Genomic DNA, 25,815 nt, shown 5'->3' with positions numbered 1-25,815 from the left:
GTTACCTCAGCCCTCAGTCCATCACTCAGGGTTGTCCGCGAGCGATCTCGCCGCCCGGACGCTGTGCGCCAGAGCGGCACGGGCATAGCCGGGCGAAGCGCCCGCGAGCCCGCACGACGGGGTGACCACGACGGACTCGGCGAGAGTCCCCGGATTCAGCCCCAGCCTGCGCCACAGCGTCCTGACACCCATGACGCTACCGGCAGGGTCGGACAATGGGCCGTCGGTCGGGGGCACGACTCCCGCGAAGAGCTTCGTGCCGCTCTCGACGGCCTCCCCGATCGACTCCTCGTCACGTTCGGTGAGCAGCGCGAAATCGAACGAGATCCCGGCGGCTCCGGCCCGGCGCAGCAGGGCGAACGGCACCTCCGGAGCGCAGGAGTGCACGACCACCGGCACACCTGCCGCGTCGACGACCTCCCGCAGCGTGCTCTCGGCGAGCTGCCGGTCCACGGCGCGATGGGTCCGGTATCCGCTGGCGGTCCTCACCAGGCCGCGCAACACGGCCGTGAGGGACGGCTCGTCGAGCTGCAGCACCGGCCGGGCGCCGGGCACGCGTCGCCGCACCTCGGCGAGATGACCGCGGATGCCTTCGGCGAGCGAGTCCGCGAGATCCCGGCAGGCGCCGGGGTCGGCGAGGGCCGCCTCACCGTTCCTGAGCTCCAGCGCGGCCGCGAGCGTCCAGGGTCCGACGGCCTGGACCTTGAGCGGGCCCTCGTAGCCCTGGGTGAACTCCTCCAGCGCGTCCAGGTCCTCACCGAGCCACGACCTGGCCCGCCGGGTGTCCCGGCCGGGCCGGTCGCTCATCCGCCAGCCGCTCGGCTCCACGTGCGCGTACAACTCCACGAGGAGTCCCGCGGTCCGGCCGATCATGTCGGCGCCGGGGCCGCGGGCGGGCAGTTCGGGCAGATGCGGAAAGTCCTCGAAGGATCCGGTCACGGTCTTCGCGGCCTCGCGCGCGTCCCCGCCGGGCAGGGAGCCGACCCCGGTGGCGGGGCCCCACACGACGTCGCTCATCGCCCCGGCCGGACGGTGAGGTCGTGGATGTCGGCGTCGCGCGGGAGATCGAGGGCGGCGAGGATCGTCGTCGCGACCGACTCGGGGTCGATCCACCGCGACGGGTCGTACTCCTTGCCCTCCTGCTGGTGCACCTTCGCCTGCATGGGGCTCGCGGTGCGGCCGGGGTACACCGACGTGACCCGGACGCCGTGTTCCCGCTCCTCGTGGCGCAGCGCGTCGGCCAGCGCCTTGAGACCGTGCTTGGAGGCGGCGTACGCGCCCCACTCCGCGTGGGCGTTGAGCCCGGCGCCCGAGTTGACGAAGATCACCTTGCCCCGGGAGACGCGCAGTTGGGGAAGCATCAGCCGGGTGAGCTCCGCCGGGCTGACCAGGTTCACGTTGAGCTGGGCCTGCCAGGTCTTCGGCGTGAGGTCGGCGACCCGGCCGAGGTCCACGACGCCCGCGATGTGCAGCAGCGAGTCGACGCGCTCGGGCAGCGTCTGGTGCGAGAGGGCCCAGGACAGCCGGTCGGGTGTGGCGAGGTCGCCGACGAGGGTGCGGGAGCCGGGGTAGGCCTGGACCAGTTCCCGGGCGCGACCGGCGTCCCGGGCCAGCAGCACGAGGTCGTCGCCGCGCTCGTGCAGCCGGCGCGCGACGGCCGCGCCGATGCCGGAGCCCGCTCCGGTGATCAGATGTGTAGCCATACCGGCAATGCTCGCATCACTGCACCCCGGCGCCTTCCTCGAGGTGGGCGAGGGCGCCGACCGCGTCCTCGGCGAAGAAGACGAGGTCGGTGAGGGGCACCGGCAGGAAGCCCTCGTCGTCCATGCGCTGGAACTGCTGCTTCAGCCCGTCGTAGAACCCCGCCGTGTTGAGCAGCACCACCGGCTTCGCCGTGTGACCGTGCTTCTTCAGCTCCAGGATCTCCGTCGCCTCGTCCAGCGTGCCCGTGCCTCCCACCATGATCACGACCGCGTCGGACCTGGCCAGGAGCAGCGCCTTCCGCTCGGCGAGGTCCCGTGCGACGAGCATCTCGTCGGCGATCGGCCTGGCCTTGTCCTGCAGGAACTCCACCGAGACCCCGATCAGACGGCCGCCGGCCTCGTGCACCCCGTCCGCGACGACCTTCATCAGACCGACGTCGGAGCCGCCCCACACCAGCGTGTGCCCGCCCTTGCCGAGCAGCTCGGCGAACTCGCGGGCGGGGCCCGTGTAGCGGTCGTCGAGGTCGGCGGCGGAGAGGAAGACGCAGATGTTCATGGGCTCACGGTACGGGCCGCCGCCGGCACCCGGCCCGCGCGGTCGGAGGCCGTGAGGAAACGGCCGGGAACCGCCCTCGTACGACGAGGAGTCCGCGGCGCCGGGCCCTCCGGGTCCTTCGCCGGCGCGGTGCGCGCTCGTCCGTGCCTGTCCCCTCCGGAGCCGGGCCCCGGCGGCCCGGTGCGCCGGACGCGGTGTCCTCAGGCGGTGACGGAGCTCTGCCGACGCGTCGTGGCCGCGATCGTCGCCGATCCGACCACGCGCGTGCCGTCGTACAGCACGATCGCCTGGCCGGGGGCGACCCCGCGCACGGGCTCCGTGAACGCCACCCGCAGCTCGCCGTCCACCAGCTCGGCCGAGACCTCCGTCTCGCCGCCGTGGGCGCGCAGCTGCGCCGTGTACGTGCCGGGGCCGGCGGGCGCCGTGCCGCACCAGCGGGGCTTGACCGCGGTGAGCGCGGAGACCTCCAGGGCCTCGGCCGGGCCGACGGTGACCGTGTTGCTCACCGGCGAGATGTCCAGGACGTAGCGCGGCTTGCCGTCGGGCGCGGGGTGGCCGATGCGCAGGCCCTTGCGCTGGCCGATGGTGAAGCCGTAGGCGCCGTCGTGGGTGCCCAGCTTGGTGCCGGACTCGTCGACGATGTCTCCCTCGGCCCGGCCGAGCCGCCCGGCGAGGAAGCCCTGGGTGTCGCCGTCGGCGATGAAGCAGATGTCGTGGCTGTCGGGCTTCTTGGCCACGGCCAGTCCGCGCCGCTCGGCCTCCGCGCGGATCTCGTCCTTGGTGGTGAGGGTGTCGCCCAGCGGGAACATCGCGTGGGCGAGCTGCCGCTCGTCGAGCACGCCGAGCACATAGGACTGGTCCTTGGCCGTGTCGCTGGCGCGGTGCAGTTCACGGCCGCCGTCCTCGCGCACGACCACGGTCGCGTAATGGCCCGTGCACACGGCGTCGAATCCCAGGGCCAGCGCCTTGTCGAGCAGGGCCGCGAACTTGATCTTCTCGTTGCAGCGCAGGCAGGGGTTGGGGGTGCGGCCCGCCTCGTACTCCGCGACGAAGTCCTCCACCACGTCCTCGCGGAACCGCTCGGCGAGGTCCCAGACGTAGAAGGGGATGCCGATGACGTCCGCGGCGCGGCGGGCGTCGCGGGAGTCCTCAATGGTGCAGCAGCCGCGCGCGCCGGTGCGGAACGACTGCGGGTTCGCCGAGAGCGCCAGATGCACTCCGGTCACGTCGTGGCCCGCTTCGGCGGCCCGTGCGGCGGCGACGGCTGAGTCCACGCCGCCGGACATGGCGGCGAGGACGCGGAGGGGACGCTGGCGTGTCTCAGTCATAGCCCTATCAGGGTACGGGGCGCCGGGAACCGAATGCCCGCGAGTGGACGTTCGGGAGGTGATCGGGTGCGAGGAGGGGTGGCATGGGCGGCAGGAAGGCACAGCGCGGCGTCGCCAGGCGGGCCGTGCTGATCGGTGGCGGGGCCGCGCTGGTCGGGGCGGGCGTGGTGGCCCAGGACGAGCTGAGGCGGCTGTGGTGGCGGCTGCCCGGCATGGAGAAGAAGCGGGTGGAGGGGGAGCTGGACCACGCGGGCGCGGTGTGGACGGCGGCCTCCCGGGCGAACTGGCGTCGGGCCGACCGGCCCGACGACTACACGATCGACCGGGTCGTGATCCACGTCGTCCAGGGCAGCTACCGGACGGCCCTGAGGGTGTTCAAGGACCCCGGGCACGGCGCCGCCGCGCACTACGTGGTGGGCAAGGACGGGCGGGTCGCGCAGATGATCCGCGAGCTCGACGTCGCCTTCCACGCGGGCAACCGGAAGGTGAACGAACGGAGCATCGGCATCGAGCACGAGGGCTACGTTGACCGCCCCGAGGACTTCACGGACGCGATGTACGCCTCGTCGGCACGGCTGACGGCCGGCATATGCGCCCGGTACGGGATCCCCGTGGACCGGGAGCACATCATCGGCCACGTCGAGGTGCCGGGGACCGACCACACGGACCCGGGCCCGCACTGGGACTGGGACCGGTACCTGCCGATGGTGCGGCAGGCACTGGCCGCCCGGCCGTCGCCCGGTACGACGACGGCGGGTGCCGCGTCAGGCGGCGTTCGCCGCGACGGGGCGAACGTCGCCTGACGCGGCACTAGCTGAGCCCCGCCGTGCGGGCACGCTCCACGGCGGGTCCGATCGCCTTGGCGACGGCTTCGACGTCCTCCTCGGTGGAGGTGTGGCCGAGGCTGAAGCGGAGCGTGCCGCGGGCCAGGTCCGGATCGGTGCCGGTGGCGAGGAGGACGTGGCTGGGCTGGGCGACGCCCGCCGTGCAGGCCGAGCCGGTGGAGCACTCGATGCCCTGGGCGTCCAGGAGCAGCAGCAGCGAGTCGCCCTCGCAGCCGGGGAACGTGAAGTGGGCGTTGGCCGGGAGCCGGCCGGCCGGGTCGCCCCCGAGGATCGCGTCGGGCACGGCGTCGAGGACGGCGCCGACGAGCCGGTCGCGCAGGCCGCCGATCTCGCGGGCGAAGTCCTCGCGGCGCTCGGTGGCGATCCGGCCGGCCACCGCGAAGGCGGCGACGGCGGGGACGTCCAGCGTCCCGGAGCGCACGTGGCGTTCCTGGCCGCCGCCGTGCAGCACGGGCACTGGCGTGTGCTCGCGGCCCAGCAGCAGCGCGCCGATGCCGTAGGGGCCGCCGACCTTGTGGCCGCTGACGGTCATCGCGGCCAGGCCGGAGGCGGCGAAGTCGACGTCGAGCTGCCCGACGGCCTGCACCGCGTCGGAGTGCAGCGGCACACCGAACTCGGCGGCGATGTCGGCGAGTCGGCGGACCGGCATGACGGTGCCGATCTCGTTGTTGGCCCACATGACGGTGGCGAGCGCCACGTCCGAGGGTTCACGTTCGAGGGCTTCCCGGAACGCCTCCGGATGCACCCGGCCGTGGCCGTCGACCGGAAGGTATTCGACGTTCGCGCCCTCGTGCTCGGCGAGCCAGTGCACGGCGTCGAGGACGGCGTGGTGCTCGACCGGACTGGCGAGTACGCGGGTGCGGCGCGGGTCGTCGGCGCGGCGGGCCCAGTAGAGGCCCTTGACGGCCAGGTTGTCCGCCTCGGTGCCGCCGGAGGTGAGGACGACCTCGCTGGGGCGCGCCCCGAGCGCCTCGGCGAGGGCCTCGCGGGCCTCCTCGACGGTACGGCGGGCCCTGCGGCCCGCTGCGTGCAACGACGAGGCGTTGCCGGTGACGGCGAGCTGGGCGGTCATCGCCTCGATCGCCTCCGGAAGCATCGGAGTGGTCGCGGCGTGGTCGAGGTAAGCCATGGTGGACACGATTCTACGAGCCGCCCGGAGCCCGCCTCGCGCCCCGGGGGCCCGGACGGGTCAGCCGACCGGACTCCAGACGACGACGCCGTCGCCCACGACGAGCACGGCGAGGACGAAGAGGTCGGCGACGCCGAGCGCCAGCCCCAGCAGGGCCCGTCCGCGCCGGGCGGTTCCGCGCCACAGCGCGAGGCCCGCGAGGACGACGGCGACGGGGCCGAGCACGATGTTCATCACGAGCAGCCCGACCAGTCCGAGGACGAACGACGCGACGGCCATGCCGTCGGCGTCGCGCGTGCCGGTGAACCGGCGGGCGGGTGAGGTGAGTTCCACGGTGGTCCCTCCTCTGATCAGCGGACGGCCCGGCGCGCGTGGCGCTCACGCGCGGCGAACACGAGCAGCCAGACGCCGATGACGGCGGCGGCCGCGGTGGACACGAGCAGCGGGATGTGGGCCACGGCGCCCAGGACGACGCCCAGTAAGGCGACCGCGGCGACGAGGGCGATCATCTTCCTCGACCTTCCTTTCGGTGAAGCACTCTCGGAGTCGCCCCGGAGATCGGCCCGCGGTGCGGCACAGAACTCAGAGTACGACTGTTTACTGACTACCCAGTCTAGACTTTCGCATGCCAGAGAACAGCTGTTTACTGAATGCCATGAGTCACACCGTCGGCATCCGCCGGGCCCAGAAGCTGAAGACCCGTCAGGCACTGCTGGACGCCGCGCTGCGGCTACTGGAGCACCAGAGCCTGAGCAGTCTCGGACTGCGCGAGCTGACACGGGCGGTGGGCGTGGCGCCGACGGCGTTCTACCGGCACTTCGCGGATGTGGCGGAGCTCGGTGTGGCCCTGGTCGAGGAGACACTGGGCAGTCTGCACGGGCTGATCGGGGCGATTCTCGCGGAGACCGGTGACGCCGAGGTGCGGATCGCGCGGACCGTGGACCTCATCGCCCGTCACGTCCAAGAGCAGCCGGCCCACTTCCGCTTCATCGCCCGTGAGCGGCACGGCGGCGTCGGGCCGGTGCGCGCGGCGATCGCCGCCCAACTCGACGCCTTCACCGAGGAGGTGGCGGCGGCGCTCGGGCGCGAGCCGGTGTCGGCGGGCTGGAGCGAGGAGGATCTGCGCATGCTGGCGGGCGTGTACGTGGAGCACATGGTGATGACGGCCTCGGCCTTCCTCGCGGCCCAGGAGGCCGGCGGGTCCGGCACCCCCGAGGGGCCCGGCGAGGAACAGGTCGCCCGCACCGCCCGCGACCGGCTCCGGCTGGTGTCGCTCGGCCGCCTCCACTGGGCGGAACGCGCCACCGGGCGCTGAGACACCGGCCACGGCGCGCCCCTCCGAGCGGTCGCCCCCGCCCGGCCGCGGCGGCGGGGGCCCTCAGCCGGGCTCGCGGCAGGCGCACCCTACTCGTCCTCGGCCGGGCGCCCCTCCCCCACCATGAAGCGCCACACGAGGCCGTGCCCCAGGACCACGAGCAGGATCAGCAGCACCGCCTCCGCCTGGATCGGCGCGAGACCGATCGCACCCGCGCTCTCGGGCACCGTCCCCACCACCGCGATCAGGACGTAGAACAGCGCCGCGGCCCCCATGATCACGGCCAGGAACGGGGACGAGCCGTCCCTGCGCCCGAGGGCGAGGAGCCGGAGCGTGCACACACACCCGATCACGGCGAGCAGGGCGAAGCTCGCACGCCAGATCCCCGGGGTGGCATCTCCGCCGACCTGGGCGAACAGCCCCATCAACGCCGGCAGCAGGAACGAGAGATAGATCCCCCCGACGACGCGGCGCAGCGCCGGCCGGCGCATCCAGTCGCCGTGGCCCTGCACCACGTTCCACCAGAGGCCGACGAGCGTGAAGCAGGTGGCGGCGAACAGGGCGTAGAACGTGCTGACATCCATCCGGCCTCCTGCGAAGGGGCGGCCACACGGTGGCCGGGACCGCGCCGGGACCGCTCCCGGTGCGACCGGAACCGGTTCCGCGGAAGCGGACCGTCCGGTCACGCACCACGCCCCGGCGTGGGCGAGCGTCCCATGCCCGCGGAGCCGTCCCGGAGCACCGACACTCCCCGGCCACCCGCCCGGGTGCGGGAGGCGGCCCCTCGACCGCGCACCTGCGGCCGAGGACGACGGCAGCGGGGCGGGGCGGGACGGCGGGAGCCGGACGAGGACGACGGCCGTGATCGAGAACGGCGGGAGCCGGACGAGGACGACGGCCGTGGTCGGGGACGGCGGGGACGGCGGGGACGGCGGGGACGGCGGGGGCGGCGGGGACGGCGGGGACGGCGGGGACGGCGGGGACGGCGGGGACGGCAGGAGGCCACCCGGCCGGCCCCGGCCGGCGAACGGCGGATCAGCCGTGCGAGAGCGGTGCCTTCGCCAGCTGGCGGGACTGGGCGACCAGCCGGTCCGCGCTGTCCCAGACCTCGGCGTCCTCCTCCAGGAAACCGCCCGCGAGGTTGCGGGTGGTGATGGAGACGCGGAGCGGCCCCGGTGCCGGGCGGCAGCGGATGTGGGTGGTGAGCTCGACGGTCGGCGTCCAGCCCTTGAGGCCCAGCTCGAACGAGGTCGGCGGGAGCGCGTCGACCGTGAGCAGCAGCGAGAGCGGGTCGGCGTCGCGACCGTCGGCGAGTCCGAACCAGCCCCGCATCTCCCCTCTGCCCGAGGGTGCCCCGACCGCCCAACCGACGGTGGCGGGGTCGAGCTTGATGGTCAGCCGCTCGGTGATGGCCGAGGAGCCCGGGATGGCGGGCGCCGGACCGTCGCTCGGGCCGAGGCAGTCCTGGTAGGCCGGGATGGCCGGAGGCTGGGCGGTCGTCCGGACGTCGCCGGGCAGTGCGTCCAGGTCGCCGTAGGTGGCGAGCACGCGGATGCGCTCGACCTCGGTACCGTCCTCCGCGTACTGGAGGAGGGAGGCCTGGCCGGTGGAGAGCGTGCGTCCGGTGCGGATCGTCTCGGTGCGGATCACCGCAGGTCCGGGCGCGGAGGGGCTGAGGTAGTGCGCCGAGACCGTGAACGGGTCGGGGTGCGGGAGGGCCTCCCCGAGGGCGCGCCCGAGCAGCGCCAGCAGATAGCCGCCGTTGACGGCGGTGATGATCATCCAGCCCTCGGAGATCTCCGCGTCGTAGACGCCGGGTACGCCGGAGTCCCGGAGGGTGACAGCGGTGTCGCGGTCGAACTCGCTGTCACCGATGGTTGCCTGTGCCACCTGTGCCATGCCCGAACCGTACAACAGATAACTACTAAGCGGTAGCTTTGCCGAAACCCTCGTTCCCGGGCTCGGTCGCACTCGACCTACGGTTCCAGGCTCGCGGCGCCCGCCAGTGGAACCGCATCGCCAGCAGGCGCATGAGGAAGGCCGTCACGACGGCAAGCCCGCTGGTCAGCCCGTTGAGCATCTCGAAGCGGATGAAGAGGACGACCATCGTGGCGCCCACGATCGCGGGAACGGCGTACAGATCGCGGTCCCAGCGCAGCAGCGACGGCACCTCGTTCGCGAGGACGTCACGCAGTACACCGCCGCCGACCGCCGTCGCGAGCCCGAGCGTCGCGGAGGCGGTCAGGCCGAGGCCGTACTCGTACGCCTTGGTCGTGCCGGTGACGGCGAACAGGCCCAGCCCGGCGGCGTCGAAGACGTTGACCGAGCCCTGGATCCGCTCGACCTCGGGGTGGAGGAAGAAGACCAGCACCGCCGCCACGAGCGGCATCAAGAAGTACCCGAGGTCCGTGAACGCGGCGGGGGGAACGGCGCCGATGACGAGATCGCGGAACAGCCCGCCGCCCAGTGCGGTGACCTCGGCGAGCACCGCGATGCCGAAGACGTCGAAGTTCTTCCGCACGGCGAGCAGGGCGCCGGAGATGGCGAAGACGAAGATGCCGGCGAGGTCGAGGGCGTGTTGGACGGAGGGGGTGAACAGTTCCTGGAGCACCGCCCAATTGTGCCCGCCTCCGAGCGGACGCCCGGACGGGCGCCGGCCCGGGCACCCCGAGAAACGGAACCGGGGCGCGGGCCGACGGCCCGCGCCCCGGTGGACGTGCCGCTACTTGCCCGCGGGAGCCTCCGAGGCCTTCCCTTCGGAAGCCTCGTCCGCCTTGTCGAGCTTGACGGGCCCGTCCTTGTCGAGCTTGCCGGGCCCGCCGTCGGACGCCTCGGCGGCATCGGCGTCGGCCGCACCGGCGGGCGCCTCGGGAACCTCGGCCGCCCCGGACGCCTCCGCGGCGTCGGCGACGGCGTCTGCGTTCTCGCCACGCGGCGAAGGCACGGCGATCTCGCCTGCCTCGGCCGTGTGCGCCGCGTCGGCCGCGTCGTCATGGGCCTCGGCCACCGACCCCGAGGTGGCGACGCCCTCCGGGTCGACGTCCTCGACGCCCTCACGGACCGCCGGGACGACCTCGCCCGAGGTTCGGGCGATCTCGCCCGCCGCGATCTCGGCCGCGAAGTGGCACGCCACCTTGTGGCCGCCCCCGAGGTCCTTGAGCTCGGGCCGCTCGGTGGCGCACAGCGTGTCCTGCTTCCACGGGCAGCGCGTGTGGAAGCGGCAGCCCGCGGGCGGGTTCGCGGGGGACGGCAGGTCCCCCAGCAGCAGAATGCGCTCGCGGCGGTCCTCGACCTCCGGGTCCGGCACCGGCACCGCCGACATCAGCGCCCTGGTGTACGGGTGCTTCGGCTCCTCGTACAGCGCGTCGCTCGGGGCCTCCTCCACCAGTGAACCGAGGTACATGACCCCGATGACGTCGGAGATGTGCCGGACGACGGCGAGGTCGTGGGCGATGACGAGATACGTCAGGCCCATCGACTCCTGGAGCTCCTCCAGCAGGTTGATGACCTGTGCCTGGATGGAGACGTCCAGTGCCGAGACCGGCTCGTCGCAGATGATCACGTCCGGCTCCAGGACGAGGGCCCGTGCGATGCCGATCCGCTGGCGCTGGCCGCCGGAGAACTCGTGCGGGTAGCGGGAGAGGGCGTTGCCCGGGAGACCGACCCTGGCCAGGATCTCCTTGATCTTCTCCCGGCGCTCCTTGTCGTTCGCGCCGATGCCGTGCGCGGCCATGCCCTCCGACAGGATCGACTCGATGTTCTGCCGGGGGTTGAGGCTGCCCAGCGGGTCCTGGAACACCATCTGGAGCCGGCGGCGGAAGCCGCGCAGCTGCTTCTCGGACAGCTTCGCCACGTCCGTGCCGTCGAGGACGACCTTGCCGTCCGTGACGTCGACGAGCCGCAGCACCGCGCGCCCGAGCGTGGTCTTGCCGCAGCCGGACTCGCCGACGAGCCCGTACGTCTGGCCGGCTTCGACGGACAGCGAGATGCCGTCCACGGCGTAGACGTGCCCGACCGTGCGGTCGAAGAGGATGCCCTTCTTGACGGGGAAGTGGACCTTCACTCCGTCGAGTTCGAGCAGGCTCATGCCGGGACCTCCGTCGTGGCCAGGACCGGGTTGACGCAGCGGGCCTCGTGTCCGGCCTCGCGGGGTTCGGTCAGTTGGGGCGTGCCGGTCAGGCAGCCCATCTCGTAGCGGTCGCAGCGGGGCGCGAAGGCGCAGCCGTCGGCCCAGGCGATCTGGTCGTTGATGGACCCGCGGATGGGGTTCAGCGGCTCGCCGCGCGGGGCGTCGAGCCGCGGGATGGAACCGAGCAGCCCGTGGGTGTACGGATGCGTCGGGTGCGCGAACAGCTCCCGCCGCCCCGAGGATTCGACGACCTTGCCCGCGTACAGCACGTTCACCTGGTCGCAGAGCCCGGCGACGACACCCAGGTCATGGGTGATCATCAGCAGGGCGGTGCCCTCCTGGTCGACGAGTTCCTTGAGCAGTTCGAGGATCTGCGCCTGGATGGTGACGTCGAGCGCGGTGGTGGGCTCGTCGGCGATGAGCAGCCGGGGCGCGCACGCCACCGCCATGGCGATCAGCGCGCGCTGCCGCATACCGCCGGAGAGCTGGTGCGGGTACTCCTTCAGCCGCCGGTCCGGGTCGGGGATGCCGACGCGGTCCAGCAGGTGCGCGGCCTCCTTGCGGGCGGCCTCGCCCTTCATGCCGCGGTGGCGCCGGAGGATCTCGGTCACCTGGACGCCGATCGGGATGACCGGGTTCAGGGAGGACAGCGGGTCCTGGAAGATCATCGCAAGCTTGCTGCCGCGCAGGTCCCGGATCCTGCCGGGGCTCATCGTCAGCAGGTCGGCGCCGTCGAAGTCGGCCCGCCCGCCGAGAGTCACGCCCTTGCGCGGGAGGAGGCCCATCAGGGCGAGCGAGGTGACGGACTTTCCGCAGCCCGACTCGCCGACGAGTCCGACGACCTGCCCCTCGTCCACGGAGAAGGAGACCCCGTTGACGGCCTGGACGTCCCTGCGGTCGCGTCCGCCGAAGGTGACGGTGAGTTCGTCCACATCGAGCAGTGGCATGACATCAACCTCGCAGCTTCGGGTCGAGGGCTTCGCGCATGGCCTCGCCGAGCAGGGTGAAGCCGAGGGCGGTGATGATGATGGCGACCGCCGGGTACATCGACATCATCGGAGCGTTGTCGAAGAAGCGCTGCGCCTGCGAGAGCATCACACCCCACTCCGGAACGGCCGGGTCGGGGTTGCCGAGGCCCAGGTACGACAGCGCCGCGGCCTCGATGATGGCGGTGGCGAGGCTCAGGGTCGCCTGGACGATCACCGGGCTCAGCGAGTTGGGCATGATCTGGGTGAGCACGATGCGCCGCTTGCGGATGCCGAGGGACCGCGCGGCCAGCACGTAGTCCTTGCCTCCCTGGGCGAGCATCGAACCGCGCAGCAGCCGGGCGAAGATGGGGATCTGCACCACACCGACGGCGATCATCACCGTGGTCAGCGACTGTCCCATCACGGCGGCGACGGACACGGCGAGCAGCAGCGAAGGCATCGCCAGCATGATGTCGGTGACACGCATGATGACGTCGTCGAGGCGCTGTCCCGCGCGGCCTCCGAGCGTCGCCGCGGCCCCTGACAGCGCGCCTACGAGGGCGCCGACGGTCAGGCCGATGAGCATCGAGACCACGCCGACCAGCAGGGTCTGCCGGGAGCCCACGAGCATGCGGGAGAACAGGTCGCGGCCCAGGTGGTCCAGGCCGAGCCAGTTCTCGCCGCGAGCGCCGACGAACCTGCCCTGGTTGGGGAAGACCTCACCGCGCCAGGTCTGGGCCGTCGGGGTGTACGGGGCGAACCACGGACCCACGACCGCGACCACGACGAACACGGCGATGACGATCGCGCCGATGATCGCCATCTTGCTGGAGCGCAGCCGGCGGAAGGCCTCCCGCCAGAGGCTGGCGCCGCTCGACGTCTCGGTCTTCGCGGTGAGTTCCGCGAGCCGGTCGATCTTCGATGTCTTGGTAGCAGCCAGGCTCATCAGTGCACCCGCACCCTCGGATCGATGACGCTGTACGCCAGGTCCACCAGCAGGTTGATCAGGACGTACACCATCGCGATGAACATGATGAAGCCCACGAGCACCGGGTAGTCACGGGCGTCGATCGCGTTCCGGATGAAGGAGCCGATGCCGCCGAAGGAGAACACCGACTCCGTGAGCACGGCGCCCGACAGCAGGCTTCCGGTGAGCAGACCGACCGTGGTGACCACGGGCAGCAGCGCGTTGCGCAGGATGTGGCGGCCGCGGACGGTCTTCCGCTCCAGGCCCTTGGACTCGGCCGTGCGGACGTAGTCCTCGCCGAGGACCTCCAGCACGCTGGCGCGGGTCATGCGCACGATGACGGCGAGCGGGATGGAGGAGAGGGCGAGCGCGGGCAGCACCAGGTGCATGATCGCGTCCCATGAGGCGTCGAACTCCCCGGTGAGGACGCCGTCGAGGACGGCGAAGCCGGTCACGCTGGTCGCGTCGAGGCCCGTTGCCATCCGGCCGTAGCTCGGGAAGAGACCGAGATTGACGGCGAAGATGCCCTTGAGGATCAGGGCGAGGAAGAAGACCGGGATGCAGATACCTACGAGCGATCCGGAGACGGATGCCACGTCGAGCCAGCCGCCGCGCTTGCGGGCGGCCAGGTAGCCGAGCGGAATGCCGACCGCCACGGCGATCAGCATGGCGGCGACGCCGAGTTCGACCGTCGCCGGGAAGCGGAGGACGAACTCGTCCCACACCGGCTGCCCCGTCTGTGTCGAGGTGCCGAGGTCGAGTTCGAAGATGCGCTTGAGGAAGCGTCCGTACTGGACGTAGAGCGGCTGGTCGAGTCCGAGCGCCCGGTTGATGCGTGCCACTTCGGCTTCGGTCGCCCGCTCGCCCAGGATCGCTGAGGCGGGTCCGCCGGGCAGCCGGTTCAGCCAGATGAAGAGCAGAACCGACAGGCCGAGCAGGGTGGGTACCAGCTGTAGCAGTCGTCGTACGACGAGTCGCAACACCCCGCATGCCCCTTTCTTGCGTGTGTTGTACGAGTGGTACGGGAATGGGATGCGGGTCCGCCCGGCCACGTGTGTTCCGTGGCCGGGCGGACCCCATGCGGTGTGCTACTTGAACGAGACCTCGGCGAAGTTCTCCTGCGTCAGCGGGGAGACGTTCGGCGGGTTGACGTTCTTGCCGAAGGCGATGGCCGGCGGCGAGGACGAGATCGGGAGCCCCGGCAGGTACTCCATGATCGTCTCATTGGCCTTCTTGTACGCGTCCACGCGCTTGGCGGGGTCCGCCTCCTTCGACGCGGCGTTCACGGAGTCGAAGACCTTCGCGTCGTCGAAGCCCCACTGCTTGTCCTTCTTCGCGAACCAGGTCCCGATGAAGTTGAAACCATCGTTGAAGTCACCGGTCCAGCCCAGCATGTGCAGGTCGCAGGAACCGGCCTCGGTGGCGTCCAGGTAGTCCGGGGCCCACTTCATCGGCTTCGGGGTGACGTTGATGCCGGCCTTCCCCAGGTCGGCCTTCATCAGCTCGAAGATGTCCTGCGGAGCAGGCATGTACGGGCGGGTGACCTCGGTCGGGTAGCAGAACTCGACCGAGAGCTTCTCCTCCTTGGCGCCGGCCAGCAGCGACTTGGCCTTCGCCGTGTCGAAGGGGTACTTCTTCACGTTCTCCGAGAAGCCGGCGACCGTGTCCGGCATGAACTGGGTCGCGACCTTGCCGCCCTCGGGGAGCTGGGTCTTGACGATGTTCTCCCGGTCGATGGCGTGCGCGATCGCCTGCCGCACCTCGGGCTTCTTCAGCGCCGGGTTCTTCTCCTGGGTCATGCCGAGGTAGAAGAGGTTGAAGACGTCACGGGTCGGCACCGTGAAACCGGCGCTCTCGAGGGTCTTGATGTCGGCGGGCGCGACCAGGTCGTAGCCGTCGATGTCACCGGCCTGCAGCGCCTGACGCCGGCCGTCCTCGGTGTCGATCGTACGGAAGACCAGGTTCTTCACCTTGGCCTTGTCACCCCAGTAGTCGTCGAAGCGCTCGAGGGAGACTTCCTTGTTGCCCTTGTTCCACTTCGTGATCCTGTACGGGCCGGTTCCGGCGACCGTGCCGGCCTCCTGGCTGTACTTGGGGTAGGTGATGGCGTCACCCTTGGAGGTCGCCTGCTGCTTCTTGTACTCCTCGAGCGCCTTCGGGGAGTGGATCGCGAGGGCCTGGAGGGAGAAGCCACCGGGCAGGTTGGCCGAGGGCTCATTGACCTCGATGACCGCCGTGCTGTCGTCCTTCGCGGTGCAGGACTTGTAGTTCGCCTTCGGAGCCTCGGGGTCCTCGTTCTTCGCGAACCCGCCCATGATCTTCCGCCAGTAGTACGACACGGCGTCCAACTGGTACGTGCCCGTCCAGTTGTACCAGTGGTCGTAGTTGGCGCACACCGCGGCGGCGTTGAACGCCTCGCCGTCGTGGAACTTGACGCCCTTGCGCAGGTTGAACGTCCAGACCGTGCCCTCCGGGTTGCTGGACCACTTCTCGGCGAGACCACCGACGAGTTCACTGCCACCGGACTTGTGCTCGAGCAGCGCCTCGAACGCCTGACGGGTGACGCGGAAGGTCTCGCCGTCGCTCGCGAGGGCCGGGTCCAGGGAGCCCGGGTCTCCCGGGGCACCGAAGACGAAGGTGTCCTTGTCGCCGCCCTTGTCGCCGTCCTTGCCGCGCTCACTCGCACAGCCGGTGGCGACGAGGCCGACCGCGACGGCCGCGGTGATCACTCTCACGGCTCTGGACTTGAATATTGGCATGGTCCACCCCTGGAATCCGCCTGTGGAGGAGGTCTTGACCGGCCGAACACTACAGACGAGTCCCGAACGGGAGAACAGTCCGCATAGCGGTGATGCACAGTCGAGACCCGGACACTCGCCAAACCGGTCCGATCCCGGACATCAGCCCTCGTCCCGTTAACTTCCCGGACACACGGCCCGGTTGGCCGGGGCGGCGCGGCCCCGGCGGGCCCTCAGCGGGGGAACTGGGCGGGAGGGTATCCGTAGCCGGCCGGCCGGGGAGGACCGGCGTGGGCCTCCCGGTCGTAGAACGGGCGGGTGTTGGCCCGGAGCCACATGGCGACCGGGTCGTACTCGTCCGACATGGCGACGGTCGACACCGGAAGGCCGTCCGGAACGGCGGCGATCGACTGCTGCATCATGGCGCGCACCGACTCCACGGACTGCTGGCCCGTGTCGTAGAGGTCCAGGCCGACGGCGAGGTAGGGGGCGCCGAGCGACGGCTGCACCCAGGCCCTGCGCAGGGAGCGGACGGCAGGGGTGCGGTGCGCGTTCTGCGTGAGCAGCGCGTAGAACTGGGGGATCTCGATGGCCGGTTCCGTCAGGCGCAGCGGACCGGCGGGCATCCGGTCGAGGCCGGTGGCGATCCGGCGCAGATCGGGCCAGGGAACGCCGACGCCGCCGCCCGGCGCGTGCGGGTTGAGCCAGATGCCCCAGCGGTCGGGGTAGAGGGCGCGGGCGATGTCGGCGCCGGCGACCATCTCGTGGGCCCTGGTCCAGCCGGAGGCGGAGAGCTCCTGGGCGGAGGTGACGCAGGGCGCGTATCCGAGGCCGTCCACCTCCATGTTCCCGTACTGGGCGTCGGGGGATCCGGCCTGGCCGTGCCAGAGGAGCATCCACACCCGGCCGTCGGCGAGTGCCTGCAGCAGCGCCTCGTACGCGTCGTAGCGCCCGGGCGTCACCTGGCGCAGCATGTGCTCGACCTGCCCGGCCGCCGCGGTGCCTGACGCACTCACTCTGGGTCCCGCCCCTCTTCGATCCGCCGTTCCCTCGGGCCGCCCTGGGCACGCGAGTGCGGCGACCACGTCATCAAACCAGCTTAAGCGGCCGTACCGACACCAACTTGACGGCTACGCGTACTGGCGGGTGTAGAAGGGCCGGACCCGGGTCAGCATCCAGTCGCCCACGGGGTCCTGGGCGATGTCCAGCAGGACCAGGTTGACCGGCCACTGCACGGCGACCCGGCCGAGCGCACGGCCGAGCGCGTCCATGGGGGCGGTCCGGTCGGACCCCTCGAAGGCGGAGAGCTGGACGCCGACGAACAGGACCGGCGGGCCGCCCTCGATGCTGGCCAGGATCCGGCGGGCGGTCTGGACGACGCGGGTCGACTCGAACTCGCCGGCCGCGGCGGCGAGGAAGTCGACCGGCTCCTCCTGCCAGTCGGGCTCGAAGAGCCGGACCCGGCCGCCGCTCGCCGCGCCGGCATGGGAGGCGTCCCCGAGCGGCGTGCGGCCCGCGCGGCACAGCTCGGCGACGGCGGGCGGGGGCAGTGGTACGCCGACGGCGCCGCCCGGGTTCACGGCGATGCCGAGCTGCGGGGGCAGGCCCCGGGCGAACTCGACCGCGGGTGCGACGGTGCCGGACATGTGGTCGCCCGCGCCGAGGCGGAACTGCTCCTGGGAGCTGAAGACTGGGACGTACGGGGCGCCGTCGATGCCGATCGTCGGCAGGTCGAGGTCGGCGCTGTCGGGCCCGCCGCCCTTGGGCAGCGGCACCCACACGGCGCTCCGCCCGAGCACCTCCACGATCCGCCCCCCGGCCGAGGGGTTCCCGACCGAAGCGGCCAGCACCTCTTCGAGCTCATTGGCGGGCCATGTCGTGTCCACTGTGATCCCTGCTTCCCCCGCCGGCCCCTACGGGCCGGCCACGATGTCCTCCGACAGCAGGGTAGCGGGCGGGGTGGGGCGGAGCGCGGGCGCACGGGCCCGGCGCCCCGGCGCACCGTCGAACGCCCCGCTGCGGCCGGCCCGGGGCCCCGGCCCCCGTCGTCGCGGACCGCCCCGAAGCCGGCCGTTCCGGTCCGTCCGGGGCCGGCGAGCCGGCCCCGCCCCCGCCTCGGTCCCGCGTCCGCCCTCAGGACCCGTCGGTGAAGCCGATCCGGGTGAGCGCGGAGGCCGCCGCGCGGTCGAGGAGGGTCGCGGAGGCGCAGCCCGCGGGGAGGTGGCCGCGTTCGGCCACGCGGAGGAGGCGGGAGACCGCTCGGCGGTGGCGGGTGAAGGCGTAGCCGGAGACGCCGCGGCCGCGCTCCCGCTGGCCCGCACGGGCGGTCTCGGGGGTGACGTCCAGCAGCAGCAGATGGAGGTCGCGCCCCCGTCTGCGGGCCTCGCGGGCCAGCCAGCGCCGGACCCACGACTGCGTGCCGCAGTCGTGCACGATCACGCTCTCGCCGGAGCGCAGCGCCCGCCGCAGCCCCGCGTAGTGCGCGAGCCGGACGAGCGGGCGGTAGACGGCGTACGGCAGGGCACCGGGCATCCGCCGGTCCCAGCGGTCCCGGACGTCCTGGGAGTCGATCCCGCCGCCGTCGGCCGCCCGCCGGATGAGCGTGGACTTGCCGCTGCCGGGCAGCCCGGAGATCACGACCACGTCGCCGCGGCGGAACACCAGGGCACGCGGGCCGCGCCCCTCGCGTTCCCGCAGGTCACGCACGACGGGCTGGGCCGTGGTGAGGCCGATCGGCAGGCCGCGCCGGGTGGTCCCGGCGGCTCGCGCGGGGACTCGGGGCCGGGCGGGCACCCCTGCGGTCGCCGGATAGGCGCCGGACTGCTGCAACGTCATCAGCTCACTCTCCCCCTGTCGGGTCTCCGAGACCCTGCCCAAGAAGCTTAAAGAAAAGGTAATGACCGACAAGTGATTTGCCGACGAGGGCGCCCGTGCAATGATGTCCGCGCAAACTGCATACCGGCCGCTTGAATCCGCGCGGGAGAGTCCTGGCCACTGTGTGGGCCGGGCGCCGAAGGAGCAAGTCCCTCCCTTGAATCTCTCAGGCCCCGTACCGCGCGCGACGAGGCAGATCTGAAAAGCGATCCGCAGTCCTGCGGTTCCACCCAAGGTGCAAGTCACGCCCTTCGCGTACGTCCGCTACGTGTGGTCGTGACGAACCTCTCAGGTTTCGATGACAGATGGGGAGGATCGTCCTCGCCAGTCATGCCCTGGGAGCCCCATCCATGAGCAACGCCCCCCGTCTCACCGCCCTCGATGCCCTGCATCGCTCGCTGGGCGCGACCATGACCGATTTCGCCGGCTGGGACATGCCGCTGCGGTACGCGAGTGAGCGCGACGAGCACAACGCCGTCCGTTCGAAGGCCGGTCTCTTCGACCTCTCCCACATGGGCGAGATCACCGTGACCGGGCCGCAGGCCGCCGCCCTGCTGGACTACGCGCTGGTCGGCAACATCGGCGGCGTCGCCACCGGCCGCGCCCGCTACACGATGATCTGCCGGGAGGACGGCGGCATCCTCGACGACCTGATCGTGTACCGCCTCGGCGACACGGAGTACATGGTCGTCGCCAACGCCTCCAACGCGCAGATCGTCCTCGACGCCCTCACGGAGCGTGCCGAGGGCTTCGACGCGGCTGTACGCGACGACCGGGACGCATATGCGCTGATCGCCGTACAGGGCCCCGAGTCGCCCGGCATCCTCAAGTCGCTCACCGATGCCGACCTGGACGGACTGAAGTACTACGCCGGCCTCCCCGGCACCGTCGCCGGCGTCCCGGCGCTGATCGCCCGTACCGGCTACACCGGCGAGGACGGTTTCGAACTGTTCGTCGAGCCGCGGCACGCGGAGACGCTGTGGCGGGCGCTGACCGAGGCCGGCGCCCCGGTCGGTCTCGTGCCGTGCGGCCTGTCCTGCCGTGACACGCTGCGCCTGGAGGCGGGCATGCCCCTGTACGGGCACGAGCTGACCACGTCGCTCACCCCCTTCGACGCCGGTCTCGGCCGGGTCGTGAAGTTCGAGAAGGAGGGCGACTTCGTCGGCCGCAAGGCCCTGGAGGCCGCCGCCGAGCGTGCCGCCACGAACCCGCCGCGCAAGCTGGTCGGCCTGGTCGCCCAGGGCCGCCGGGTGCCGCGGGCCGGGATGGCCGTGGTCGCCGGCGGCCACGTCGTCGGCGAGGTCACCTCCGGCGCTCCGTCGCCGACCCTCGGCAAGCCGCTCGCCATCGCCTACGTGGACGCCGCGCTCGCCACGCCCGGCACCGAGGGCGTCGGCGTGGACATCCGCGGTACCCATGAGCCGTACGAGGTCGTGGCGCTCCCCTTCTACAAGCGCCAGAAGTAGTCCTCCGGCATACCCCATCAGCAGCACTTCCCCGCGTACAGGAGAATTCAGGTCATGAGCAACCCCCAGCAGCTGCGCTACAGCAAGGAGCACGAGTGGCTGTCGGCCGCCGAGGACGGCGTCTCGACGGTCGGCATCACGGAGCATGCGGCGAACGCCCTCGGCGACGTCGTGTACGTCCAGCTCCCGGAGGTCGGTGACACGGTGACCGCGGGCGAGACCTGCGGCGAGCTGGAGTCGACCAAGTCGGTCAGCGATCTGTACTCCCCGGTGACGGGTGAGGTCGTCGAGGCCAACCAGGACGTCGTGGACGACCCGTCGCTGGTGAACTCCGCCCCGTTCGAGGGTGGCTGGCTGTTCAAGGTGCGGGTCGCGGAGGAGCCGGAGGACCTGCTCTCCGCCGCCGAGTACACCGATTTCGCCAGCTGACCAGGACTCGACCCTAGGGATCGCGTGATGTCGCTTCTCAACACCCCTCTCCACGAGCTCGACCCGGACGTCGCCGCCGCCGTCGACGCCGAGCTCCACCGTCAGCAGTCCACCCTGGAAATGATCGCGTCGGAGAACTTCGCTCCGGTCGCGGTCATGGAGGCCCAGGGCTCCGTCCTCACCAACAAGTACGCCGAGGGCTACCCCGGCCGCCGCTACTACGGCGGCTGTGAGCACGTCGACGTCGTCGAGCAGATCGCCATCGACCGCATCAAGGAGCTGTTCGGCGCCGAGCACGCGAACGTGCAGCCGCACTCCGGCGCCCAGGCCAACGCGGCGGCGATGTTCGCCCTGCTGAAGCCGGGCGACACGATCATGGGCCTGAACCTCGCGCACGGCGGGCACCTGACCCACGGCATGAAGATCAACTTCTCCGGCAAGCTCTACAACGTGGTCGCCTACCACGTGGACGACGCCACCGGCCAGGTCGACATGGCCGAGGTCGAGCGGCTCGCCAAGGAGTCCAAGCCGAAGCTGATCGTGGCCGGCTGGTCGGCCTACCCGCGTCAGCTGGACTTCGCCGCTTTCCGCCGGATCGCGGACGAGGTCGGCGCGTACCTGATGGTCGACATGGCCCACTTCGCGGGTCTGGTCGCCGCCGGGCTGCACCCGAACCCGGTGCCGCACGCCCACGTCGTGACCACCACCACCCACAAGACGCTGGGCGGCCCGCGCGGCGGTGTGATCCTCTCCACGGCGGAACTCGCCAAGAAGATCAACTCCGCGGTCTTCCCCGGTCAGCAGGGCGGCCCGCTGGAGCACGTGATCGCCGCCAAGGCGGTGTCCTTCAAGGTCGCGGCCTCGGAGGAGTTCAAGGAGCGCCAGGAGCGCACCCTGGAAGGCGCGAAGATCATCGCGGAGCGCCTGGTGCAGGACGACGTCAGGCAGGCGGGTGTCTCCGTGCTGTCCGGCGGCACGGACGTGCACCTGGTCCTGGTGGACCTGCGGCACTCGGAGCTGGACGGCCAGCAGGCCGAGGACCGGCTCCACGAGGTCGGCATCACCGTCAACCGCAACGCGATCCCGAACGACCCCCGCCCGCCGATGGTCACCTCGGGTCTGCGGATCGGCACGCCGGCGCTGGCCACCCGCGGCTTCCAGGCCGAGGACTTCCGTGAGGTCGCCGACATCATCGCCGAGGTGCTCAAGCCCTCGTACGATGCGGACGCCCTCGGGGGCCGCGTCTCGGCGCTCGCCGCGAAGCACCCGCTTTACCCTGGTCTGTAAACAGACCTTCGCACGACCGACGGGGCACCGCGCACACCGGACGGTGAGTGCGGTGCCCCGCACCGTGCACCCGGCGCACACCCGCGCCTTCCTCCCCCGGCCCGCCGGCCGGGGGTCCGGCCCGCGGCAGAGCCGCACTGGCCGCGTCCCCCGGGAAAGCACAGCCATCCCACAAGGAGTACCCCCGTGGCCATCTCGGTCTTCGACCTGTTCTCGATCGGCATCGGGCCGTCCAGCTCCCACACGGTCGGCCCGATGAGGGCGGCCGCCATGTTCGCCCGCCGGCTCAAGAACGAGGGCCTGCTGGCCCGGACCACGGCGATACGCGCGGAGCTGTACGGCTCGCTCGGCGCCACCGGCCACGGCCACGGCACTCCGAAGGCCGTCCTGCTGGGCCTGGAGGGCAACTCGCCCCGGACGGTCGACGTCGAGACCGCCGACGACGAGGTCGAGCGGATCAAGAGCGACCAGCGCATCAAGCTCCTCGGGGTGCACGAGATCGGCTTCGACTTCGACGAGGACCTGGTCCTGCACCGCCGCAAGGCGCTCCCGTACCACGCGAACGGCATGACCCTGTGGGCGTACGGCGCCGAGGGCGGGACGCTGCTGGAGAAGACCTACTACTCGGTCGGCGGCGGCTTCGTCGTCGACGAGGACGCGGTGGCCGGCGAGAACCCGATCGTGCCGGACGACACCGTGCTGAAGTACCCCTTCCGGACCGGTGACGAACTGCTGCGGCTCTCCCACGAGACGGGGCTGTCGATCTCCTCGCTGATGCTGGAGAACGAGAAGGCCTGGCGGTCCGAGGACGAGATCCGCGAGGGACTGCTGGACATCTGGCGGGTCATGCAGGCCTGCGTCTCGCGCGGCATGTCCCGCGAGGGCATCCTCCCCGGCGGGCTGAAGGTCCGGCGGCGGGCCGCCACCACCGCGCGCAAGCTGCGCTCCGAGGGCGACCCGCAGGCGCTCGCGATGGAGTGGATCACGCTCTACGCGATGGCCGTGAACGAGGAGAACGCGGCGGGCGGCCGGGTCGTGACCGCCCCGACGAACGGTGCGGCCGGCATCATCCCGGCGGTCCTGCACTACTACATGAACTTCGTGCCCGGAGCCGACGAGGAGGGCGTGATCCGCTTCCTCCTCGCGGCCGGCGCGATCGGCATGCTCTTCAAGGAGAACGCCTCGATCTCGGGCGCCGAGGTCGGCTGCCAGGGCGAGGTCGGCTCGGCCTGCTCGATGGCGGCGGGCGCGCTCGCCGAGGTGATGGGCGGCTCCCCGGAACAGGTGGAGAACGCCGCCGAGATCGGCATGGAGCACAACCTGGGGCTGACCTGCGACCCAGTGGGCGGTCTCGTCCAGATCCCGTGCATCGAGCGCAACGGCATGGCCGCGGTGAAGGCCGTCACCGCCGCCCGGATGGCCCTGCGCGGCGACGGCAGCCACAAGGTCTCCCTCGACAAGGTCATCAAGACCATGAAGGACACCGGTGCGGACATGTCCGTCAAGTACAAGGAGACCGCTCGCGGCGGTCTCGCGGTGAACATCATCGAGTGCTGAGGGCGCGCCACCCCGCGCGCCTCGCCGCGCCCGTCGGTACCGCCGGTCTCTCGCCGCTGTGCGGACCCGGCATCCGCGTCGCCGGGTCCCGACACGTCGGCCCCCGGCGCGCGCCGGGGGCCGTTGTCGTGCGCGGGGCGCCGTCGGGCGGCGTACGAGGTGTCAGGCCTGGTTCAGCGCGGCCCAGAACTCGTCGAAGGTCAGCAGGCCGTCGCCGTTGGCGTCCTTGGTCCTGATGACCGCCTCGGCGACCGTCTCGGTCACGTTGAAGTCGCCCAGCTGCGCCATGGCGCTCTTGTACTCGGCGGCCGAGATCAGCCCGTCGCCGTTCAGGTCGAATCGATCGAAGGCCTTGCGTGCCGACTCGATGTCCGCCACAGGTCCACCCCTTCTTGGTGCATTACTGACGCAGGCCAGATTATCGGCGGGGGCGGCGGTCCGGGCGCCGGGGGCCGTCGGGGACGATGAGGGTATGAGCGACGCGGTGGCACGGATTCTGGAAGCGGCGGCACGGGGCGAGTTCCCGCCGCCGGACGGCGGCACGACGGTGGTGCCGCAGCCCAGCGCCCGGGACGCCGGCGTGCTGGCGTTCACCGCCCACTCGGTGGTGTTCACGGACGCGGACCCGGTGTGGGTGCGCGACGCCCTGGCCGCGGCCGCGAGCGATCCGCTCGCCGCGAGCATGAATCCCGGCTTCCTGACCACGCTGATGGCGAGGACCGGCCGTTCGATGAACACCATCGACCTGCTCACGGTCGCCGCCGCCCGGAGCGGCGAGCCCGGGCTGGAGCTGCGGGAGATCGCCGACCCGGACCATCCCCGGGTGGCCCGGGCACTGAAGTTCCGTGACGAGGTGCGGGTGTGGGCCGCGGACGGCGGCGTGCTCGTCCTGGGCCGCGGAGTGGCCGGGCGGTGGGAGGCCGCGATCGAGGTGGACCCGGAGGCGCGCGGTGCCGGGCTCGGGGTGCAACTCGCCGTCGCGGCACGCCATCTGGTGCCGGGTACGCACGTGTGGGCCCAGCAGTCGCCCGGGAACGCCCGCAGCGTACGGACGTTCCAGCAGGCGGGCTACCGGCCGGTGGGCTCGGAGGCCCTGCTCGTGGCCGGGTAGCCGCGGCGATGGCGGGGCCCGCCCGGTTCGCCGGGGCGGCCACCGGCCACCGCGCCACCGCCTGTGGTCGCGCCCGGCGGCGGGCCGTCGCGGCCGGTCAGCGGAACACGCCCGTGTGTCCCAGGGAGTAACGGCCGGGCTGGGGGTAGACGGCCAGGCCGTGGGGGCCGCTGCCGACGGGGATGCGGGCGAGTTGCTCGCCGGTCGTGGTGTCGATCGCGTACACCTCGGAGTGGTAGCGCCCCGACAGCCACAGCACCCTGCCGTCCGCGGAGACACCGCCCATGTCCGGGGAACCCCCGTTCGGCAGCCGCCACTTCTTCGTCAGCCGGTCCTGCGCGAAGTCGAAGACGGAGACGGAGCCCTCGCCGCGGTTGGTCACGTACATCTCCCGGGAGTCGCGGCTGACGTACAGGCCGTGGCAGCCCTTGCCGGTGGGCAGCAGATTCGGTGTGGTGAACCGGTCGCCGTCGAGGACCCACATGCCGTCGGCGACCATGTCGGCGACGTAGAAGGTCCTGCCGTCAGGCGAGAGCTTCACGTCCTGCGGCATGGCTCCGCCGAACGGCAGTTTCTGCTGTCCGATCACCTCCATGCTCTCCGTGTCGACCTTGAGCAGTTCGCCGGAGAACTCGCAGGAGACGATGAAGTACCGGCCGTCCGCCGAGAAGTCCGCGTGGTTGACGCCGTAGCAGGTGACGGGTGTCGTCTTGAGCGTGCGCATGGTGTGCGGGTCCCGGAAGACCAGCTCCCGGTCCATGGAGGCCATGACGACGGCGTAGCGGCCGTTGGGCGTGAAGTAGAGGTTGTACGGGTCGTGGACGTCCACCGGCCGGCCCGCGATCCCGGTGGCCGGGTCGATGGGGGTGAGGGTGTGACCCCGGTTGTTGTTCACCCACAGGGTCTTCAGGTCCCACGAGGGGACGACGTGCTGCGGCTGGACGCCCACCGGGATGGTCTCGACGACCTTGTACGTGGCCGGGTCGATGACCGAGACGGTGTTGGAGTTGGTGTTGGGCACGTACACCCGGGACGGGAAGTTCCGCACGACGGGCGAGAGCCTTCCGGGGCGGTCTGCCGCGTAGACGTCCCTGGGGTCGAGGAGCGGTGGCATGCCGGGGAGCCCCAGGGGTACACCGGCCTCCTGCGTCCGGACCGGCGGCGGGGTCCTTGTCCCCTGCTTCTCCGCGGCAGCCCCGCAGCCGGCGCCGAGGGCCGCGAGCAGGGCGGTCGCGAGGAGCGGCAGGGATCGCTTGGTGAGATGCAGCATCAGTCGGCTCGCTCCGTGGTCGGCACCCCGGGCGATCCGTGGCCGCGCAGTGGGTGCGATGCCGACGAAAACTAGCGACGGGCCTGGTTCACGCCCACGGTCCGACACACGTCAGGCCATCCTATGTTCGAAGATTCACCCGT

At 71.6% G+C, this 25,815-nt stretch carries 27 protein-coding genes and 1 riboswitch; of the genes, 7 read left to right on the top strand and 20 right to left on the bottom strand.

The window, feature by feature from the left end:
- Positions 1-21: 21 nt before the first annotated feature.
- From QMZ92_RS12430 to mnmA, 4 genes are all read right to left on the bottom strand, one after another.
- Positions 22-1,017, bottom strand: coding sequence for a methionine synthase (locus QMZ92_RS12430; RefSeq protein WP_283297391.1), 996 nt, complete (start codon positions 1,015-1,017; stop codon positions 22-24).
- Positions 1,014-1,712, bottom strand: coding sequence for an SDR family oxidoreductase (locus tag QMZ92_RS12425; RefSeq protein WP_283297598.1), 699 nt, complete (start codon positions 1,710-1,712; stop codon positions 1,014-1,016). The genes QMZ92_RS12430 and QMZ92_RS12425 overlap by 4 nt, the downstream gene beginning before the upstream one ends.
- Positions 1,713-1,719: 7 nt before the next feature.
- Positions 1,720-2,259 (bottom strand): LOG family protein, encoded by a 540-nt coding sequence (locus QMZ92_RS12420; RefSeq protein ID WP_283297390.1) that lies wholly within the window; start codon positions 2,257-2,259, stop codon positions 1,720-1,722.
- A 200-nt stretch (positions 2,260-2,459) separates the two neighbouring features.
- Positions 2,460-3,587, bottom strand: a complete 1,128-nt coding sequence (mnmA, locus tag QMZ92_RS12415) for a tRNA 2-thiouridine(34) synthase MnmA (protein ID WP_283297389.1) — start codon at positions 3,585-3,587, stop codon at positions 2,460-2,462.
- Positions 3,588-3,670: 83 nt separating this feature from the next.
- On the opposite strand from mnmA, the gene QMZ92_RS12410 reads away from it, so the two are divergent.
- On the top strand, positions 3,671-4,390 hold the full coding sequence (locus QMZ92_RS12410) for an N-acetylmuramoyl-L-alanine amidase (protein ID WP_283297387.1): 720 nt from the start codon (positions 3,671-3,673) through the stop codon (positions 4,388-4,390).
- Positions 4,391-4,397: 7 nt separating this feature from the next.
- Here the strand turns inward: QMZ92_RS12410 and QMZ92_RS12405 are convergent, their stop codons facing one another.
- From QMZ92_RS12405 to QMZ92_RS12395, 3 genes are read right to left on the bottom strand one after another with little or no spacing between them, the layout of a single operon-like run.
- A complete protein-coding gene (locus QMZ92_RS12405) occupies positions 4,398-5,561 on the bottom strand; it encodes a cysteine desulfurase family protein (protein ID WP_283297386.1) in 1,164 nt (387 codons plus the stop codon).
- Positions 5,562-5,621: 60 nt separating this feature from the next.
- Positions 5,622-5,894 (bottom strand): DUF4190 domain-containing protein, encoded by a 273-nt coding sequence (locus QMZ92_RS12400; RefSeq protein ID WP_138053012.1) that lies wholly within the window; start codon positions 5,892-5,894, stop codon positions 5,622-5,624.
- 17 nt (positions 5,895-5,911) lie between these two features.
- Positions 5,912-6,070: a hypothetical protein gene (locus QMZ92_RS12395; RefSeq protein ID WP_283297385.1), complete on the bottom strand. Its 159-nt coding sequence runs from the start codon at positions 6,068-6,070 to the stop codon at positions 5,912-5,914.
- A 146-nt stretch (positions 6,071-6,216) separates the two neighbouring features.
- Between QMZ92_RS12395 and QMZ92_RS12390 the strand changes: the two genes are divergently transcribed.
- On the top strand, positions 6,217-6,876 hold the full coding sequence (locus QMZ92_RS12390) for a TetR family transcriptional regulator (protein ID WP_283297384.1): 660 nt from the start codon (positions 6,217-6,219) through the stop codon (positions 6,874-6,876).
- Between the two features lie 89 nt (positions 6,877-6,965).
- On the opposite strand, the gene QMZ92_RS12385 is transcribed toward QMZ92_RS12390, so the two are convergent.
- The 11 genes from QMZ92_RS12385 to QMZ92_RS12335 form a co-directional block, all read right to left on the bottom strand.
- On the bottom strand, positions 6,966-7,460 hold the full coding sequence (locus tag QMZ92_RS12385; protein ID WP_283297379.1) for a hypothetical protein: 495 nt from the start codon (positions 7,458-7,460) through the stop codon (positions 6,966-6,968).
- Between the two features lie 451 nt (positions 7,461-7,911).
- On the bottom strand, positions 7,912-8,775 hold the full coding sequence (locus QMZ92_RS12380; RefSeq protein ID WP_283297377.1) for a thioesterase family protein: 864 nt from the start codon (positions 8,773-8,775) through the stop codon (positions 7,912-7,914).
- Positions 8,776-8,800: 25 nt separating this feature from the next.
- Positions 8,801-9,487: a trimeric intracellular cation channel family protein gene (locus QMZ92_RS12375; RefSeq protein WP_283297375.1), complete on the bottom strand. Its 687-nt coding sequence runs from the start codon at positions 9,485-9,487 to the stop codon at positions 8,801-8,803.
- Positions 9,488-9,598: 111 nt separating this feature from the next.
- On the bottom strand, positions 9,599-10,963 hold the full coding sequence (locus QMZ92_RS12370) for an ABC transporter ATP-binding protein (RefSeq protein WP_283297373.1): 1,365 nt from the start codon (positions 10,961-10,963) through the stop codon (positions 9,599-9,601).
- Complete coding sequence (locus QMZ92_RS12365; protein WP_138053018.1) at positions 10,960-11,952, bottom strand: ABC transporter ATP-binding protein; 993 nt, start codon at positions 11,950-11,952, stop codon at positions 10,960-10,962. The genes QMZ92_RS12370 and QMZ92_RS12365 overlap by 4 nt, the downstream gene beginning before the upstream one ends.
- Positions 11,953-11,956: 4 nt before the next feature.
- Positions 11,957-12,919, bottom strand: coding sequence for an ABC transporter permease (locus QMZ92_RS12360; RefSeq protein WP_138053019.1), 963 nt, complete (start codon positions 12,917-12,919; stop codon positions 11,957-11,959).
- The gene (locus QMZ92_RS12355; RefSeq protein ID WP_138053020.1) at positions 12,919-13,923 is read right to left on the bottom strand and encodes an ABC transporter permease; all 1,005 of its coding nucleotides are present in this window, start codon (positions 13,921-13,923) and stop codon (positions 12,919-12,921) included. Before QMZ92_RS12355 ends, QMZ92_RS12360 begins: the two co-directional genes overlap by 1 nt.
- A 105-nt stretch (positions 13,924-14,028) precedes the next feature.
- Entirely contained in the window at positions 14,029-15,699 is a 1,671-nt protein-coding gene (locus QMZ92_RS12350) for an ABC transporter substrate-binding protein (RefSeq protein WP_283297371.1), read from the bottom strand.
- Positions 15,700-15,911: 212 nt separating this feature from the next.
- Positions 15,912-16,694, bottom strand: coding sequence for an enhanced serine sensitivity protein SseB C-terminal domain-containing protein (locus QMZ92_RS12345; protein ID WP_283297369.1), 783 nt, complete (start codon positions 16,692-16,694; stop codon positions 15,912-15,914).
- Positions 16,695-16,808: 114 nt separating this feature from the next.
- On the bottom strand, positions 16,809-17,564 hold the full coding sequence (locus QMZ92_RS12340; protein ID WP_283297368.1) for an enhanced serine sensitivity protein SseB: 756 nt from the start codon (positions 17,562-17,564) through the stop codon (positions 16,809-16,811).
- Between the two features lie 247 nt (positions 17,565-17,811).
- Positions 17,812-18,513, bottom strand: a complete 702-nt coding sequence (locus QMZ92_RS12335; RefSeq protein ID WP_283297366.1) for an AAA family ATPase — start codon at positions 18,511-18,513, stop codon at positions 17,812-17,814.
- Positions 18,514-18,645: 132 nt separating this feature from the next.
- Positions 18,646-18,743: riboswitch (glycine riboswitch) on the top strand.
- A 159-nt stretch (positions 18,744-18,902) separates the two neighbouring features.
- Here QMZ92_RS12335 and gcvT point away from each other — a divergent pair.
- The 4 genes from gcvT (at position 18,903) to QMZ92_RS12315 (ending at position 23,291) form a co-directional block, all read left to right on the top strand.
- Positions 18,903-20,018: a glycine cleavage system aminomethyltransferase GcvT gene (gene gcvT, locus QMZ92_RS12330; protein ID WP_283297364.1), complete on the top strand. Its 1,116-nt coding sequence runs from the start codon at positions 18,903-18,905 to the stop codon at positions 20,016-20,018.
- A 54-nt stretch (positions 20,019-20,072) separates the two neighbouring features.
- Positions 20,073-20,447, top strand: a complete 375-nt coding sequence (gene gcvH / locus QMZ92_RS12325) for a glycine cleavage system protein GcvH (protein ID WP_138053026.1) — start codon at positions 20,073-20,075, stop codon at positions 20,445-20,447.
- Between the two features lie 27 nt (positions 20,448-20,474).
- On the top strand, positions 20,475-21,734 hold the full coding sequence (glyA, locus tag QMZ92_RS12320; protein WP_283297363.1) for a serine hydroxymethyltransferase: 1,260 nt from the start codon (positions 20,475-20,477) through the stop codon (positions 21,732-21,734).
- Positions 21,735-21,920: 186 nt separating this feature from the next.
- On the top strand, positions 21,921-23,291 hold the full coding sequence (locus QMZ92_RS12315) for an L-serine ammonia-lyase (RefSeq protein WP_283297362.1): 1,371 nt from the start codon (positions 21,921-21,923) through the stop codon (positions 23,289-23,291).
- Positions 23,292-23,453: 162 nt separating this feature from the next.
- Here the strand turns inward: QMZ92_RS12315 and QMZ92_RS12310 are convergent, their stop codons facing one another.
- Entirely contained in the window at positions 23,454-23,669 is a 216-nt protein-coding gene (locus QMZ92_RS12310; protein ID WP_138053029.1) for an EF-hand domain-containing protein, read from the bottom strand.
- A 94-nt stretch (positions 23,670-23,763) separates the two neighbouring features.
- On the opposite strand from QMZ92_RS12310, the gene QMZ92_RS12305 reads away from it, so the two are divergent.
- Positions 23,764-24,402 (top strand): GNAT family protein, encoded by a 639-nt coding sequence (locus QMZ92_RS12305; RefSeq protein WP_283297360.1) that lies wholly within the window; start codon positions 23,764-23,766, stop codon positions 24,400-24,402.
- Positions 24,403-24,499: 97 nt separating this feature from the next.
- Here QMZ92_RS12305 and QMZ92_RS12300 read toward each other — a convergent pair whose 3' ends face one another.
- Complete coding sequence (locus tag QMZ92_RS12300) at positions 24,500-25,672, bottom strand: YncE family protein (protein WP_283297359.1); 1,173 nt, start codon at positions 25,670-25,672, stop codon at positions 24,500-24,502.
- Between the last annotated feature and the right edge of the window lie 143 nt (positions 25,673-25,815).

It is taken from the genome of Streptomyces sp. HNM0645, assembly GCF_030056615.1.
Classification (GTDB): Bacteria; Actinomycetota; Actinomycetes; order Streptomycetales; family Streptomycetaceae; genus Streptomyces; species Streptomyces marianii.
This window is presented reverse-complemented; position numbering and strand designations above follow the sequence as displayed.